Source organism: Gordonia sp. NPDC003424, from assembly GCF_053588655.1.
The window spans coordinates 354006-368434 of the sequence record NZ_JBSFQJ010000003.1 but is presented as its reverse complement, the minus strand read 5'-3'; the positions used below and the strand labels follow the sequence as shown (position 1 = coordinate 368434).

Annotated in this window: 16 protein-coding genes; 11 read left to right on the top strand and 5 right to left on the bottom strand. The window is 66.9% G+C overall.

Annotation, left to right across the window (positions count from 1 at the left end; translation table 11 throughout):
• The first annotated feature begins 16 nt into the window (after positions 1-16).
• The 6 genes from ACWDTI_RS06790 to ACWDTI_RS06765 are packed head-to-tail and all read left to right on the top strand — an operon-like array spanning position 17 to position 6440.
• Entirely contained in the window at positions 17-1858 is a 1842-nt protein-coding gene (locus ACWDTI_RS06790) for a PhoH family protein (RefSeq protein WP_449737276.1), read from the top strand.
• Complete coding sequence (gene ybeY, locus ACWDTI_RS06785; protein WP_449737275.1) at positions 1855-2424, top strand: rRNA maturation RNase YbeY; 570 nt, start codon at positions 1855-1857, stop codon at positions 2422-2424. The genes ACWDTI_RS06790 and ybeY overlap by 4 nt, the downstream gene beginning before the upstream one ends.
• On the top strand, positions 2421-3794 hold the full coding sequence (locus tag ACWDTI_RS06780) for a hemolysin family protein (protein ID WP_449737274.1): 1374 nt from the start codon (positions 2421-2423) through the stop codon (positions 3792-3794). The genes ybeY and ACWDTI_RS06780 overlap by 4 nt, the downstream gene beginning before the upstream one ends.
• A complete protein-coding gene (locus tag ACWDTI_RS06775; RefSeq protein WP_449737273.1) occupies positions 3791-4135 on the top strand; it encodes a cytidine deaminase in 345 nt (114 codons plus the stop codon). The genes ACWDTI_RS06780 and ACWDTI_RS06775 overlap by 4 nt, the downstream gene beginning before the upstream one ends.
• On the top strand, positions 4132-5034 hold the full coding sequence (gene era / locus ACWDTI_RS06770; RefSeq protein WP_449737272.1) for a GTPase Era: 903 nt from the start codon (positions 4132-4134) through the stop codon (positions 5032-5034). Before ACWDTI_RS06775 ends, era begins: the two co-directional genes overlap by 4 nt.
• Positions 5034-6440, top strand: a complete 1407-nt coding sequence (locus tag ACWDTI_RS06765) for a DUF3533 domain-containing protein (RefSeq protein ID WP_449737271.1) — start codon at positions 5034-5036, stop codon at positions 6438-6440. Before era ends, ACWDTI_RS06765 begins: the two co-directional genes overlap by 1 nt.
• Here the strand turns inward: ACWDTI_RS06765 and ACWDTI_RS06760 are convergent.
• Complete coding sequence (locus ACWDTI_RS06760) at positions 6389-7327, bottom strand: LysR family transcriptional regulator (protein ID WP_449737270.1); 939 nt, start codon at positions 7325-7327, stop codon at positions 6389-6391. The two genes, ACWDTI_RS06765 and ACWDTI_RS06760, sit on opposite strands and share 52 nt — an antisense overlap.
• A gap of 211 nt (positions 7328-7538) precedes the next feature.
• Between ACWDTI_RS06760 and ACWDTI_RS06755 the strand changes: the two genes are divergently transcribed.
• From ACWDTI_RS06755 to ACWDTI_RS06735, 5 genes are all read left to right on the top strand, one after another.
• Positions 7539-8285, top strand: a complete 747-nt coding sequence (locus tag ACWDTI_RS06755) for an SDR family NAD(P)-dependent oxidoreductase (RefSeq protein WP_449737269.1) — start codon at positions 7539-7541, stop codon at positions 8283-8285.
• Positions 8286-8325: 40 nt separating this feature from the next.
• Entirely contained in the window at positions 8326-8997 is a 672-nt protein-coding gene (locus ACWDTI_RS06750) for a hypothetical protein (protein WP_449737268.1), read from the top strand.
• Positions 8998-9091: 94 nt separating this feature from the next.
• Positions 9092-9850, top strand: coding sequence for a DNA repair protein RecO (recO, locus tag ACWDTI_RS06745; RefSeq protein ID WP_449737267.1), 759 nt, complete (start codon positions 9092-9094; stop codon positions 9848-9850).
• 13 nt (positions 9851-9863) lie between these two features.
• Positions 9864-10676 (top strand): isoprenyl transferase, encoded by an 813-nt coding sequence (locus tag ACWDTI_RS06740; RefSeq protein ID WP_449737266.1) that lies wholly within the window; start codon positions 9864-9866, stop codon positions 10674-10676.
• Positions 10673-11086, top strand: a complete 414-nt coding sequence (locus tag ACWDTI_RS06735; RefSeq protein ID WP_449737265.1) for a hypothetical protein — start codon at positions 10673-10675, stop codon at positions 11084-11086. Before ACWDTI_RS06740 ends, ACWDTI_RS06735 begins: the two co-directional genes overlap by 4 nt.
• Here ACWDTI_RS06735 and ACWDTI_RS06730 read toward each other — a convergent pair.
• From ACWDTI_RS06730 to ACWDTI_RS06715, 4 genes are read right to left on the bottom strand one after another with little or no spacing between them, the layout of a single operon-like run.
• Positions 11069-11491: a Fur family transcriptional regulator gene (locus tag ACWDTI_RS06730; RefSeq protein ID WP_449737264.1), complete on the bottom strand. Its 423-nt coding sequence runs from the start codon at positions 11489-11491 to the stop codon at positions 11069-11071. The genes ACWDTI_RS06735 and ACWDTI_RS06730 overlap by 18 nt on opposite strands.
• A complete protein-coding gene (locus tag ACWDTI_RS06725) occupies positions 11488-11829 on the bottom strand; it encodes an ArsR/SmtB family transcription factor (protein WP_449737263.1) in 342 nt (113 codons plus the stop codon). The genes ACWDTI_RS06730 and ACWDTI_RS06725 overlap by 4 nt, the downstream gene beginning before the upstream one ends.
• Positions 11826-13280 carry a M28 family peptidase gene (locus ACWDTI_RS06720; protein ID WP_449737262.1) on the bottom strand — a complete coding sequence of 485 codons (1455 nt, stop codon included), beginning with the start codon at positions 13278-13280 and terminating at the stop codon, positions 11826-11828. Before ACWDTI_RS06720 ends, ACWDTI_RS06725 begins: the two co-directional genes overlap by 4 nt.
• Positions 13277-14275: an AraC-like ligand-binding domain-containing protein gene (locus ACWDTI_RS06715; protein WP_449737261.1), complete on the bottom strand. Its 999-nt coding sequence runs from the start codon at positions 14273-14275 to the stop codon at positions 13277-13279. Before ACWDTI_RS06715 ends, ACWDTI_RS06720 begins: the two co-directional genes overlap by 4 nt.
• Positions 14276-14429: the final 154 nt, after the last annotated feature.

The window sequence follows — 14429 nt, the reverse complement described above, 5'->3', positions numbered from 1 at the left end:
AGGAGTGATTTCATACGTGAGTGACGACAATCCCGTGAGCGCGCCGACGAACGGAACTCCAACGGGCCGATCTGTCACGTCCACTGTGGAAGTCTCTCCCGGAGTGGTGTTCGGGCTCCTCGGCGCCAGCGACGTGAATCTGCGCACCCTCGAACAGCTTCTGCCCGCCGACATCCATGTGCGGGGCAACCAGGTCACCCTCTCCGGTGAGCCGGCCGACGTCGCCGCCTCCGAACGCGTCATCGCCGAACTCGTCGAACTCGTCGGCCGCGGCACCCCGCTCACCCCGGACCTGGTGCGCCACAGCGTGTCCATGCTGTCCGAAGGCGGCACCGAATCACCCGCCGACGTGCTCTCGCTCGACATCCTGTCGCGGCGCGGCAAGACGATCCGGCCCAAGACGCTGAACCAGAAGCGCTACGTCGACGCCATCGACAAGAACACCATCGTGTTCGGCCTCGGTCCCGCCGGCACCGGCAAGACCTATCTCGCGATGGCCAAGGCCGTGCAGGCGCTGCAGTCCAAATCGGTCAACCGCATCATCCTCACCCGCCCCGCGGTGGAAGCCGGTGAGCGCCTGGGCTTCCTGCCCGGCACCCTGAGCGAGAAGATCGACCCCTATCTGCGGCCGCTGTACGACGCACTGCACGACATGATGGACCCCGAGGCGATCCCGAAGCTCATGGCGGCGGGGGTCATCGAGGTGGCGCCGTTGGCCTATATGCGGGGCCGGGCACAGCCGCTGTCGACGAAGGTGTTGACACCGCAGGGCTTCCGTCCGATCGGTGAACTCACGGTCGGCGATCACTTGATCGGGTCGGATGGTGAACCCACCGAGGTGCTCGGCGTGTATCCACAGGGGTTCAAGGAGATCGTTCGGGTGACCGCACAGGACGGGGCGTCGACGCTGTGCTCGATGGACCATCTGTGGTCGGTGTACACACGCGCGGATCGTCGTCGTGGCAATGGTCCGCGGGTGCTCGAGGCCAAGGAGATGATCGGAAACCTCAGGGCGGCGCACCACTACCGCTACGAACTGCCGATGGTGTCGTCGCCGGTGCGGTTCGCGGCGCGCTCGGTGCCGATCGATCCCTATGTGTTGGGACAAGAACTCAGCGGTCGGGCAACAGAAGCCATTCCGGACGACTACCTGCTGAACTCCGCCGACGTTCGGCTTGCGGTATTGCAGGGATTGCTCGATGCCGGGGGAGATGTGGGTGCGACCCGCATCGTCCACGTGCGGACGGACGGCCGACGTCTCCGTGACATGGCGTTCCTGGTTCGGTCTCTGGGGGGAACCGCCCACGAGGCGGCCGGCACCCTCGACATCGCGCTACCCGCGGGCATCGCCCCATTCCGCTTGACCCGGAAGAACGAGAGGTACGCGGCCGACGGGCACAAGCAGCCCAAGCGCTACATCGAGAGCATCGAACCGGAAGGCACCGAAGAGGCTGTGTGCATCCGGGTTGCCGCCGAGGACTCGCTCTATGTCACCGAGGATTTCCTGTTGACCCACAACACCCTCAACGACGCCTTCATCATCCTCGACGAGGCGCAGAACACCACGAGCGAACAGATGAAGATGTTCCTCACCCGGCTCGGGTTCGGGTCGAAGGTCGTCGTCACCGGCGACACCACGCAGGTGGATCTGCCGGGCGGCGCGCAGAGCGGACTGAACGCGGCGACACGGATTCTCGAGGGCATCGACGACATCCACTTCTCGCGGCTGACGAGCGCCGACGTCGTGCGGCACCGACTGGTCGCCGACATCGTCGACGCCTACGGGCGGGCCGAGGAGAACGATCTCCGCGGCAACCGCGCGTCGCGTCGCGCCGGATCGCACGGGCGCCGCTCGTGAGCATCGAACTGGCCAACGAATCCGGCGTCGAGGTACCGGCCGAACTCATCATCGCCGCAGCGCGATTCGCCATCGCGGAGATGGACGTGCACCCCGCCGCCGAACTCTCGGTGGTCTGCGTCGACGAGGAGACGATGGCCGACCTGCACGTGCAGTGGATGGACCTCCCCGGCCCGACCGACGTGATGAGCTTCCCGATGGACGAACTGGTGCCCGGCGGCCGCCCCGACGCCGCCGAACCCGGACCGGCCATTCTCGGTGACATCGTGCTGTGTCCGAAATTCGCTGCGCAACAAGCGAAAGAAGCACGACGATCCTTCGAGCACGAGATGTCGATGCTGACCGTGCACGGAGTGCTGCACCTCCTCGGCTACGACCACGCCGAGCCCGAGGAGGAGAAGGAGATGTTCGGTCTGCAGAACCGAATCCTCGAGGACTTCTACGCCGACCGGCATCGTCGCGCGCAAACCCAACGGCAGACCGACCGGGACACCCGACTGCTCACCAACATCGGGTTCGCCGAGACGGATCGGCCACCCTCGGACGCGGCGACCGAGGAGCAATGACGGTGGCCGACGACATCTGGTTCGTCGTGGCCGCACTGATACTCATCCTGATCGGCGGGCTCTTCGCCGCCATCGACGCCGCCCTGACCACCGTCTCGATCGCGCGCGTCGAGGACATGGTCAAGGAGGATCGCGGTGGTGCCGCGCGCCTGGCGACCATCCTGCAGGGCCGCGCCACCTACGTCGGTCTCGCGGTGCTGCTGCGGGTGGTCTGCGAAACCGCGGCGGTCGCGATGGTCGGCTACGTCGCCGTCGACACCCTGGGCGTCGGCTGGGGGCTGTTCACCACGATCGTCGTGATGGCTGTGGTGTCCTACGTCGCGGTGGGTGTCGGCCCCCGCACCCTGGGCCGGCAGAACGCGTACAGTCTCGCTCTCGGATCGGCGATCCTGTTGCAGGGCATGGGTATCCTCCTCAAGCCACTCACCCGTCTGCTGATCCTCATCGGTAACGCGCTGACCCCGGGCAAGGGCTATCGCAACGGTCCGTTCGCCACCGAGGTGGAGTTGCGTGAGGTCGTCGACCTCGCCGAGGCCAGCGGGGTGGTGGCCGCCGACGAACGGCGGATGATCCAGTCGGTGTTCGACCTCGGCGACACCAACGCCCGCGAGGTCATGGTGCCGCGCACCGACATGATCTGGATCGAGCAGGACAAGACGTGCGGGCAGGCGGTGAATCTCGCCGTGCGGTCCGGACATTCACGTATCCCGGTGATCGGGGAGAACCCCGACGACATCGTCGGCGTCGTGTACCTGAAGGACCTCGTGTCGAGTGGGCACGACCTCAGCGCACCGGTGCACGACCGGATGCGGGAGGCGCAGTTCATCCCCGACTCCAAACCGCTCGACCGGGTGCTCGCCGACATGCAACGCACGCGCAATCACATGGCGATGCTCGTCGACGAGTACGGCGGCATCGCCGGGCTGGTCACCATCGAGGACGTGCTCGAGGAGATCGTGGGCGAGATCACCGACGAATACGACAGCAACGAGGTCGCCCCCATCGAGGAACTCGACGGCACCGAGGCCGACGGCGCGCAGTACCGGGTGTCGGCACGACTGCCCGTGGAGGACCTCGGCGAGCTGTTCGGCCTCGACATCGACGACGACGAGGTCGACACCGTCGGCGGCCTGCTGGGCCTGGTCCTCGGCCGCGTGCCGCTGCCGGGTGCGGTCGTCGAGACCGTCGGGCTGCGGCTGGTCGCCGAGGGCGGCCCCAACCGCCAAGGGCGGCAGCGCATCACCACCGTGCTGGTGACCAAACTCGATGACGACGAGACCGACGACGAGAAGGGTGGCGACCGCGACGCCGACTCACACCGCGTCCGACCGCCACGGTCGGGTGACGATACGGAATACTCCGTATCGTGACCGAACCTGCTGAATTGTCCGACGAGGACCAGAAACTGGTGGTGTTGGCCCGCGGCGCGCTCGCCCGCGCCGAGACGTCATCGGCGGCCGCGGTGCGCGACGGGGACGGCCGCACCTACGCGGGTGCGCCGGTCACCACCACCACGCTGACACTCACCGGACTGCAGGTCGCCGTCGCGAGCGCACTCTCGAGCGGCGCAACCGCCTTCGAGGCGGCGGTACTGGTCAACGGCGACGACGACGATCCCGGACTGGCGACCCTCGCCGAGATCACCGCCGGTGCGTACGCGGTGCTCACCGACCTGCGGGGTCGGGTCCTCGGCCGGCGGGACGGCCGATGACCGACGAATTCCGTTCCGGCTTCGTGTGTTTCGTCGGCCGGCCGAACACGGGTAAATCCACGCTCACCAACGCCCTGGTGGGGGAGAAGATCGCGATCACCTCGAACCGGCCGCAGACCACCCGCCACACGATCCGCGGCATCGTCAACCGCGACGACGCACAGCTGATCCTCGTCGACACCCCGGGCCTGCATCGTCCGCGAACCCTTCTCGGCCAACGCCTCAACGACCTGGTGCGGGACACCTACTCCGAGGTCGACGTGATCTGTGTGTGCATCCCGGCCGACGAACCGATCGGGCCGGGAGACCGGTGGATCGTCACCCAGGTGCGCGAGATGGCCCCGAACACCACCGTGCTCGGCGTGGTCACCAAGATCGACCGCGTCACCCCCGACAAGGTGGCCGCCCAACTCCTCGCACTCTCCGAACTGCTCGGCCCGTCGTCGGAAGTGGTGCCCTGCTCGGCGAAATCCGGCAAGCAACTCGACGTGCTGACCGATGTGTTGGTGTCGCTGATGGAACCGGGCCCGGCCTTCTACCCGGACGGTGAACTGACCGACGAGCCCGAAGAGGTGCTCATGGCCGAGTTCATCCGGGAGGCTGCGCTCGAGGGTGTGCGTGACGAGTTGCCGCACTCGCTGGCCGTGGTGATCGAGGAGATCATCCCGCGCGAGGACGACAGCGGCATCATCGACGTGCATGCGCTGCTCTACGTCGAACGCGACAGCCAGAAGGGCATCGTGATCGGCCATCGGGGGGCGCGGCTGAAAGAGGTCGGCACCGTCGCACGGCAGCAGATCGAGAAGCTGCTGGGCACCCGGGTCTACCTCGACCTGCACGTCAAGGTCGCCAAGGACTGGCAACGCGATCCGAAACAACTGGGCCGGTTGGGTTTCTGATGGGTCGCCACGAATCCGCGGCGGGCGAAGGGTCGGGAGCCGACCTCGGCGACCATGAGGCGATCGAGCACGACGAGGCGGCCCGTGCCGCGATCGGCGACGTCATCGGTTCGCCGCGGTTCTGGATACTGCCGCTCCTGCTCGTCCTGGTGGTCATGTCGTTCATGGCCGCGCTCTACATGGGCGCCGTCGCCGATCCGCAGGGCAATCTGCACAACTTCCCGATCGCGCTGGTCAACGAGGACCAGGGCGGCGACGTCGACAACCCCGACGGCACCACGTCGAAGCAGAACTTCGGTGCCCAGGTCGCCGACGGGGTGATCGGCACCGCCGCGAAGAGCGGCATCACCATCCACGAGGCCGACCGGACGACCGCACTCAACGAACTGAACGCCGCCAAGGTCTATGGCGTCGTCGTGATCGGGGCTAACTTCACCAACCGGGCGGTCGCGCTCGGCCGCTCCGCGGTGCTACAGGCCAAACCCGACCCGATGGCGATCGACGTCTACATCAACCGGGGCTCGGGCACCTTCGCGTCCGCGGTCACCACCACGTTCGCCGAGCGGATGTCGACCGAGGTCAACGCCCAGGTGGGTGAGCAGCTGACCAACACGGTGCGCACCACCCTCGCGAAGGCGAACATCGGCTTCTCCGGGGCGGCGCAACTGGCACTGGCCAATCCGGTCGACGTCAAGATCGTCGAGCCGGTGCCACTGCCGGACGGTTCGGGCAACGGGCTCTCCGCGTTCTACTACACCCTGCTGCTGATCCTCGCCGGCTTCACCGGGGCCATGATGGTCAGCATCGTCGTCGATGCCCTGCTCGGGCAGACACCGATCGAGTACGGGCCGTTCTATCAGTTCCGCACCCGGCTGGCGATCAGCCGCTGGGGAACCCTGGCCGCCAAGTGGACCATCATGGTGCTCGTCGCCGTCCTGCAGTCGGCGTTGTTCGTCGGCGTGTGCACGGCGGTCGGCACCGCGCTGCCCAATGCCTTCGCGCTGTGGATGTTCGGTGTGCTGGTGATCGCGGCCGTCGGCATCTCCGCGGCATCGATGATGGCGGTGTTCGGCAATCCGGGACTCATCCTCAACCTGGTGTTCTTCGTCATCCTCGGCCTCCCGTCGTCGGGTGGCACCGTCCCGCTGCAGGCGAGTCCGGCGCTGTTCACGTGGATCGCGGCGGTGGAACCGATGCACCTGGTGTACCTCGGCGTGCGTGCGATTCTCTATTTCGACGCCGACTTCGACGCCGGGCTGGGACGGTCGGTCATCCAGTGTTTCATCGGGTTGGTGGTCGGGGTGCTGCTCGGCCTGATCGGCACGAAGTACTACGACCACAAGCGCTGGCGACGCTACCCCGGCGGCATGACCCTGCCGCCGCGGCTGGCGAAGCTGGCGGAGTGAACAAACCTACGTCGGTGTGAAGGCGCGCACGACGTTTCGCGCGTTGACCACCGGGGGTGCGTCATCGTCCTCCCTGGTGCACAGGCACAGCGATGACGGTTCGGCGTCGCCGACCGGGATGAACACGACCCGCGGATGTCGATGTGTGACCGGCACCTGTGCGCTGGTGATCGCGATCGCCGCCCCCGATGCCACCGTTCGAGTAGTTCGTCCATGGTGTGGACCGACGGCCCGTAGACCACCGGCACACCGGACGGTCGCGGATCGCACGCCCACCATCGCACCCACTCGCGGTCGGCGTCGTCATCGTCCACGTGGACCTCGCCGTCGAGGTCGGCGACCATCACCGACACCCGGCCGGCTAGGCGATGATCGGAGGCGACCGCGACGACCCGCGGCTCCGTGCACACCACGTCGAAGCGGAGTCCGCTCGAATCGGCGACCGGCGGGCGCATCAGGGCGGCGTCCACCCGCCCGCTGCGTACCGCCGCGGTGATGGTCGCCCAGGGCAGCTCCATGAGTTCGACAGAGATGTCGGGACGTTCGGCGCGCATCCGGTCGAGTAGTGCCCGGCTGTCGGTGCCGATCGCGGCGGTCATGAAACCCATCCGGATTCGGTCCGGTCCCTGCTGGACGGCCCGCACCGCTCGCTCGGCGGCAGCAAGCGCGATCCGTGCTTCGGCGGCGAAGCGCTCTCCGGCGGGGGTTGCCCGGACCGGGTGCGCAGTGCGGTCGAGGAGTTCGGCTCCCACCGAGCGCTCGAGCTTGCGGACCTGCTGGGTGAGCGCCGGGGGACTGATGAAGAGCTTTGCGGCGGCCCGGCCGAAATGGCCTTCGTCGAGCACGGCCAACAAGTACGACGTCTGCCGCAGATTGAGATCGATCACGACGCGCTCCGAGTGCTGACCCGCGATCCACAATCACCGGGATTAAGCAAAAGCTTAACAGGCCGCGGCATCCATGTAATGGACGTCACACCGTGCCGGCGGCACAGTGAACATGTCCGGTCGGCCGCCCGAACAGCCCAGCTGAACATCCCCCGAAAGTCATCAAGGAGTGAATAGCGTTATGTCACAAAGCGTTAGCTACCCAGCCCGGGTGCTGGTCACGGGCGCCGCGTCCGGGATCGGCAAGGCCGTGGCCGCGGAGGTGATCGCCCACGGCGGCAAGGTGCTGGCCGTCGATCTCGATTCGACGAAGCTCAAGGACGCCGCCGACGAGTTCGGTCCAGCGTTCATCCCTCAGGTAGGAAATGTCGCCGACGTCGATGACGTGGTCGCCGCCGTGGGCGTCGCCGACGAACAACTCGGCGGTCTGGACGCCGTCTTCAACGTCGCGGGCGCCATCCGCCCCGCCCCGATCCTCGACCTGTCTGAGGACGATTGGGATTTCACGCTCGATGTCGTGCTCCGGGGTGTCTTCCTCTGCACCAAGTACGGTGCACGCAGCATGGCTCGCACCGGTGGTGGCGCGATCGTCAACATCGCCTCGGTCAACGCGCATATGCCGCTCTACGCCGGCAGTGCCTACGCCGCCGGCAAGGCGGGTGTCGAGATGTTCGGCCGCAACGCCGCGCTCGAACTCGAGCGGCACGGCATCCGGGTCAACACGATCCTCCCCGGGCTGGTGAACACGCCGATGGCGGGATTCATCATGGACAGCGAGGGCATCATGGACGAGTTCCGGGCCAACGCGGTCATCAAACGGCCCGCGGAGCCTTCGGAATTGGCGATTCCCGCAGTGTTTCTGGCGAGTTCGGGAGCCAGCTACATCACCGGCGCGAGCCTCGTCGTCGACGGCGGCTATGAGATCGGCGGCTACCCCGACCTCAGCAAATACCTCTGACCACCGATCTGATCCCATTTTTCGTCCTAAGGAAGAAATCATGACCACCATCCAGGCCACGACCGATTCGACAGCCACTCCGCGTACGTCGTACGAGGAAGAACTCGTCCACATGATGGACGACATCGACGCTCTCATCGAGAACCTCGACAATCCCGTGCACCGGCGGATCATCGTGAACTATCGACGACACGGCCTCCTCGAGGTCTCCGGCCGGTACACCGAACTGCTCGCCGAGGACATGACCGTCCGACATCCGCACTATCGGATCTTCGAGGGCGGCCAGGGCGTGATCCTCGACGGTCTCGATCAGGTGCACCAGTTCTACGCCACCTTGGCCGACATGGACATGCTGGTGATGTGGACCGGCCGGCAGAAGATGGCGGTCGCCGACTGGGGGTTCGCCGGAGAGGCCGAGTTCAACCAGTTCGTTCCCGGAAAGATGCTGGGGGACAACGTATTCGGTTCGATGGGTGCCGACGACTCGCCGGCTTCGGCCAGCGGTTTCGACCCGGACGCCTACTACCTCGTACGCCGCACGCTCGCCTTTGTCTGGCCGTATGACGAGAACATGCGCATGATCGGTGAACATGTCTACGAGGACAGCGACTCCAAGGTCGTCACCAAGGTCGGCCCCGGTGACGTCATCACCGGCGCGCGGGCGGCCGAGCTGCTGGCGCCGCTGATCGAGAAGTACTCGCTGGAAGGGTAGTAGAGGAGTTCGCCGTCGCAGGTCGCCCACGACGCGCCCGGGAACGGGCATGTCGTGGGCGACCACTGTCGTGGGCAGGTGGAAGAATGGCCGGGTGAGGTTCTACCGGGATGAGGCCGTGGTGCTTCGCCAGCACAAGCTGGGCGAAGCCGACCGCATCATCACGTTGCTCACCCAGGATCACGGTCTGGTGCGAGCGGTGGCCAAGGGCGTGCGCCGGACCCGATCGAAGTTCGGTGCCCGGCTGGAACCGTTCGCCCACATCGACGTACACCTCTATCCCGGCCGCAACCTCGACGTGGTCACCCAGGTACACACGCTGCACGCGTTCGCCGATGCCATCGTCGCCGACTACGGCCGCTACACCACCGCCTGCGCGGTGCTCGAGACCGCCGAACGCCTCGCCGGTGAGGAGCGTGCCCCGGCCGCCCAGTTGCACCGGCTGACCGTCGGGGCGCTCGACGCCCTGGCCGCCGGCCGCCGGCCCAACCAACTCATCCTCGACGCCTACCTCCTGCGGGCGATGCACTGCGCGGGGTGGATGCCGGTCCTCGATGCGTGCGCCCGGTGCGCCACACCCGGACCGCATCGCGCCTTTCACGTGGCCGCCGGGGGAGCCGTGTGTATCCACTGCCGCCCGCCCGGATCGGCGACACCGTCGCCCGGCGTCCTCGATCTGATGGACGCGTTGTTCCGCGGGGAGTGGGAACACACCGTCGGGATCAGCACGTCGATGCAGCGGCAATGCAGTGGACTCACCGCCGCCCATCTGCAGTGGCATCTGGAGCGGCAGTTGCGAACCCTGCCGCTCATCGAGCGTGAAGCACCTCATAGTCTGGTGGACACCGCGTGAGAGGAGACGGCTGATGGCGCTACGACGATCGTCGAAGCGACCGGAGTCGACGCCGTCGGTCACCGTCCGCCCGCCCGACCCGCACCCCAGTGGAGCTCAGCCGCCGAACCTCCCGGCCGAGTTCGTCCCCAAACACGTTGCGCTCGTGATGGACGGTAACGGCCGATGGGCGCAGGAGCGTGGCCTGCCGCGCACCGAGGGGCACAAACGTGGCGAGGCCGTGCTGATGGACACCGTCTGCGGCTGCATCGAACTCGGCGTCGGCTGGCTCTCGGCGTATGCGTTCTCCACCGAGAACTGGTCGCGCAGCCCGGAGGAGGTGCGCTTCCTGATGGGCTTCAACCGCGACGTCATCCGCCGTCGTCGCGACGAGATGCACGAGATGGGGGTGCGCGTGCGCTGGGCCGGCCGTCGACCACGGTTGTGGCGCAGCGTCATCCGCGAACTCGAGGTCGCCGAGGAACTCACGAGGAATAACACCGTGATGACGCTGACGATGTGCGTGAACTATGGTGGCCGAGCCGAGATCGCCGATGCCGCAAAGGAAATCGCGCGACGCGCGGCCGCCGGGGAGATCGATCCGGAGCGGATCACCGAGTCCACCTTCGCCCGGTACCTCGACGAGCCGGACATGCCCGACGTCGACCTGTTCCTGCGGCCGTCGGGGGAACAGCGCATCTCCAACTTCCTGCTCTGGCAGTCCGCCTACGCGGAGATGGTCTACCAGGAGAAGCTCTTTCCGGACTTCGATCGACGCGACCTCTGGGCGGCGTGCGTCGAATACGCTTCGCGGGACCGCAGATTCGGTGGGGTGCAGCCGACGTGACCGACCTTCCGTCGCCGTCGGAGACCTTGTTGGAGCGGGCCGCTGAACTGGTTCGTGAGATCGGCGAGGTCGGTGAATCCGACTCCGACTCGGTGGTTGTGCAGATCGGACCGACCCGCGCGTCGGTGCGCGCAGTGAGCCTCGCACCCGGACTCGATGTCCTGGCCATCACACAGTTGGTCGCGGTGAATCTACCGAACACGGACGCCCTGCGTGACGACGTCGAATCCGCCGACGCGGAGCTGAGTTTCGGCACGCTGCGTCGCTCCGACCCGGCCGGGGTGACTACAGATGTGTTGCAATACTACACGTTTCCGGCCGGAACGCTCGACGACGTGGGGTTGCTGACGATCCTGCACCTCGTGTTGTCGGCCGGTGCCGACGTGGCCACGCTACTGACCGGCGCCTGACCGGCAGTCCGCGCACAGCCCGAACACCTCGACGGTGTGATGGATGTCGGAAAACCCGTGCTCGGCAGCGACTTTCGCCGCCCAATGTTCGACCGGCTCGGCCTGCACCTCGACCGTGGTGCCGCATCGCCGACACACCAGATGATGGTGATGCACCGATGAACAATGGCGATAACGGGTTTCGCCGGATCCGTCCCACAACACGTCGATCTCGCCGGCCTGGCTCAACGCCTGCAGGTTGCGGTAGACCGTGGTCAGGCCGATCGACTCGCCTCGCGCCTTGAGCTGATCGTGCAGTTCCTGTGCGGACACGAAATCCTCGCCGGCGGCCAGGGCGTCGGCGATGGCCGCCCGCTGCCGGGTCGAGCGCACGCCCGTGACCGGCCGGCGCACCGAGGTGCTCATTCGGCCACCGCCCGGGTGTCGGATTCCATCGCATGCTCGACGGCGTCGGCGACGATGTGGGCCAGATGGTCGTCGACGAGTTCGTAGACGATCTCCCGGCCGTTGCGCTCACCGCGGACCACGCCGGCGTCCTTCAGGACGCGCAGGTGCTGGCTGACCAGCGGTTGGCTCAACTCCAGCGCACCGACGAGTTCGTGGACGCACTGGGCGCTCTCGCGCAGCGAGAGGACGATGGCGATCCGGGTGGGCGACGCGAGTGCACGCAGCAGCTCGCTGGCCGCCTCTCGGGCACGGGCGTCGTGGTTCACGTCGTCGAGTCTATCGGAAACGGTTTTCAATCGAGGCCGCTCGAGGCGTACGTGGCGACCCCGTAGGCGACCGCGGAGGCGTCGACCGCGAGGATTGCGGTGTTCACGTTGGCGACCGTGTCGCCGGCCAGGTGGTAGTTGGGATCGAACGGCGCGCCCGCCTGCCCACCCCACAGCTCGACCTGGTCATCGGTCTTCGGTTCTTCGGCACCGGAGTCGATGCCGCCGGCCGGGATACCGGCCGCGATGAACGGTCCGTAATCGGATCGGCCGTCGAAGTCGGAGCCCTGCGCGGTGATGTGGCGGCTGCCGAGGTAGCGAACGAATGTCTGCTCGATCGCGGCCGAGCCCGTCGGTCCCGGCCCGGCGCCCACCCGGTCGGAATCGTCGCCGTCGTAGACGAAGTAGCCGCCGTTGGGGGAGCCGAGCATGTCGAAGTTCAGGTAGAGGTCGATCGCGTTGCGCGCGCTCTTGTCGAGTGACGCGACGTACTTCGACGACCCGACGAGGCCGTCCTCCTCCGCGCCCCAGAACGCGAAGCGGATGGCCCGCCGGGTCTGGGGTGCCCCACCCAGGCGCAGTGCCGTCTCCAGGACGGCGGCGCAACCGGTTCCGTTGTCGTTGATGCCGGGGCCGGCCTCGACGCTGTCGAGGTGCGCGCCGGTCACCAGAACGTGCGCCGGGTCGCCGGTGTGGGTTTGCGCGATCACGCTGTGGGATGCGATCTCGCGTGTTCCGGCGGTGACCGCGAGGCCGATCACCCGTGCGGTCCGCAGCCGGTCTCCGTCGCCGGCGGCCACCCCGACGACCGGGATGGATACGCCGCTGTCGAGGCCCAGGGTGGCGCCGTCGAGGGGGCGGTTCTCGGTGTTGACGATGACCACGGCCCGCGCTCCGGCCTCCGCGGCGGTGCGCGCCTTGACCACGAACTGGCACGAGCCGCGGGTGACCACGGCGACCGCGCCCCGCGTGGCCGGCGGATAGTCGGCGGCGGTGCATCCGAGATTCGCATCGACCGGAGGTCCGGTGACCGGTCGATCGCCCGTGCCGGCGGAGTACTCGGCGATCGACGCCGTGATCGCCTGGGTGTCGGCGGTCAGCGTCACCGGGCCGGCCTCGAACCTCGGATACGTGAAAGACGGTGTCCAGACATCGAATCCGGCTACGCGCAATTGGCCCGCGATGTAGTCGGCCGATGCGTCAAAGCCCGAGGTGCCGCTCGCGCGGTTGCCGTCGTGTCGATCGGCGATGGTCTGCAGGGTCCTGAGGTGTTTCATCACGTTGGACACCCGGATGTCATCCGCCAGACCGTCGGGGGTGATCGGGGTGGGGCTCGTCATCGACGAGGGTGACTCTGCCGAGTGCCGAGGCGCCGTCGAGTGCCGAGACGACGTCGATGCGCAACCGCCGAGCAGCAGCGCGGCCACGAGCACGACGGCCCACCGCGCGACGCCGCCGCGCAGACCCGCCGAACACCTCACCGCACCGAGGGTATCCGTATCTGCCGCAGCGTTTCCGATGGTTTCTCGCCGAACCGCCGACAGTATTGCTGTGCGAACCGTCCCAGATGCGTGAAGTGCCACCGGTGAGCGATGTCGCTGACAGAATCGTCGTTCTGTGACAACAGGTCTCGGCGCGCGGCATCGAGCCGGGTGGCCCGGACGAACTCGGTCGGGGTCATCCCGGTGGACTGCTGAAACCCCATCTGGAGGCGACGCGCGGACAAACCGGCGAGCTCGGCGAGTGCACTCACCGACAGGTCGTCGTGGGGATTCTTCTCGATGTGGTCGATGGCGTCGCGGATGGCACGGTCCGGGCGGCGTGGCCCTTCACGCATCAGGTCGGGCGTCAGATTGCTGCGCGCGACGACCAGCAGCTGTGTCATCAGCGCCGACTCCAGTTCGCGCTGAACCACCGGCATGGCGGACAGGCCGCCGTCGGCAGCCAATTGTGAGTAGTAGAACGCGACCGCCGAACACAGTGCCTTGCCGGCCGGAGAGCGCAGCGAAAAGGTCAGGTCGAAGTCGATGGCGCTCGGCGACTTGTGGCCGGCGAGTCGGGCGGCGTGTTCCTCGAACGAGGTCTTCGGCAGTTTCAGGTGGTACTGCGCAGAATCCGCGCTCCAGTCGATGAACACCGGCGCCTGGGGACCGAACACCACACCAGACTGACCGTCCGTCGCCGAGAAGCTCGCACGGTGACCGTCGTGTTCCACCGTGCAGCGGCCCGAAACGAGCAGATTGACGTGATAGCAATCGAGCATCGGCGGCCCGACGATTCGTGCGTGTGTCCCGTAGGACATGCGGCCGACGGTCACCGACTTCGTGATCGCCGTGTCCAGGCGGAAGCGGACCTGATCGTTGCCGGCCAACCGCATCTCGTGGCTCGCAAACGTCTTCTCGACATGCTCGTGTGCCAGTGCCGGATCCGACGTCGTGAAGGTCTGATGGACGGCTGCCGCCGACGTCTCTGGCATTGCACACTCCGCTCGTTGACACCCGTCGCAGCACGGCTATCGCATTTCGCATTATGTATTATCTTTCGCTCATTGGCCAGCGGTTCGCAAAGTGGATTGTGTCGCAGGTCACCTGCTCTTAGCGTTCCCCGGACCAGATGCGAACTGCCAAGCC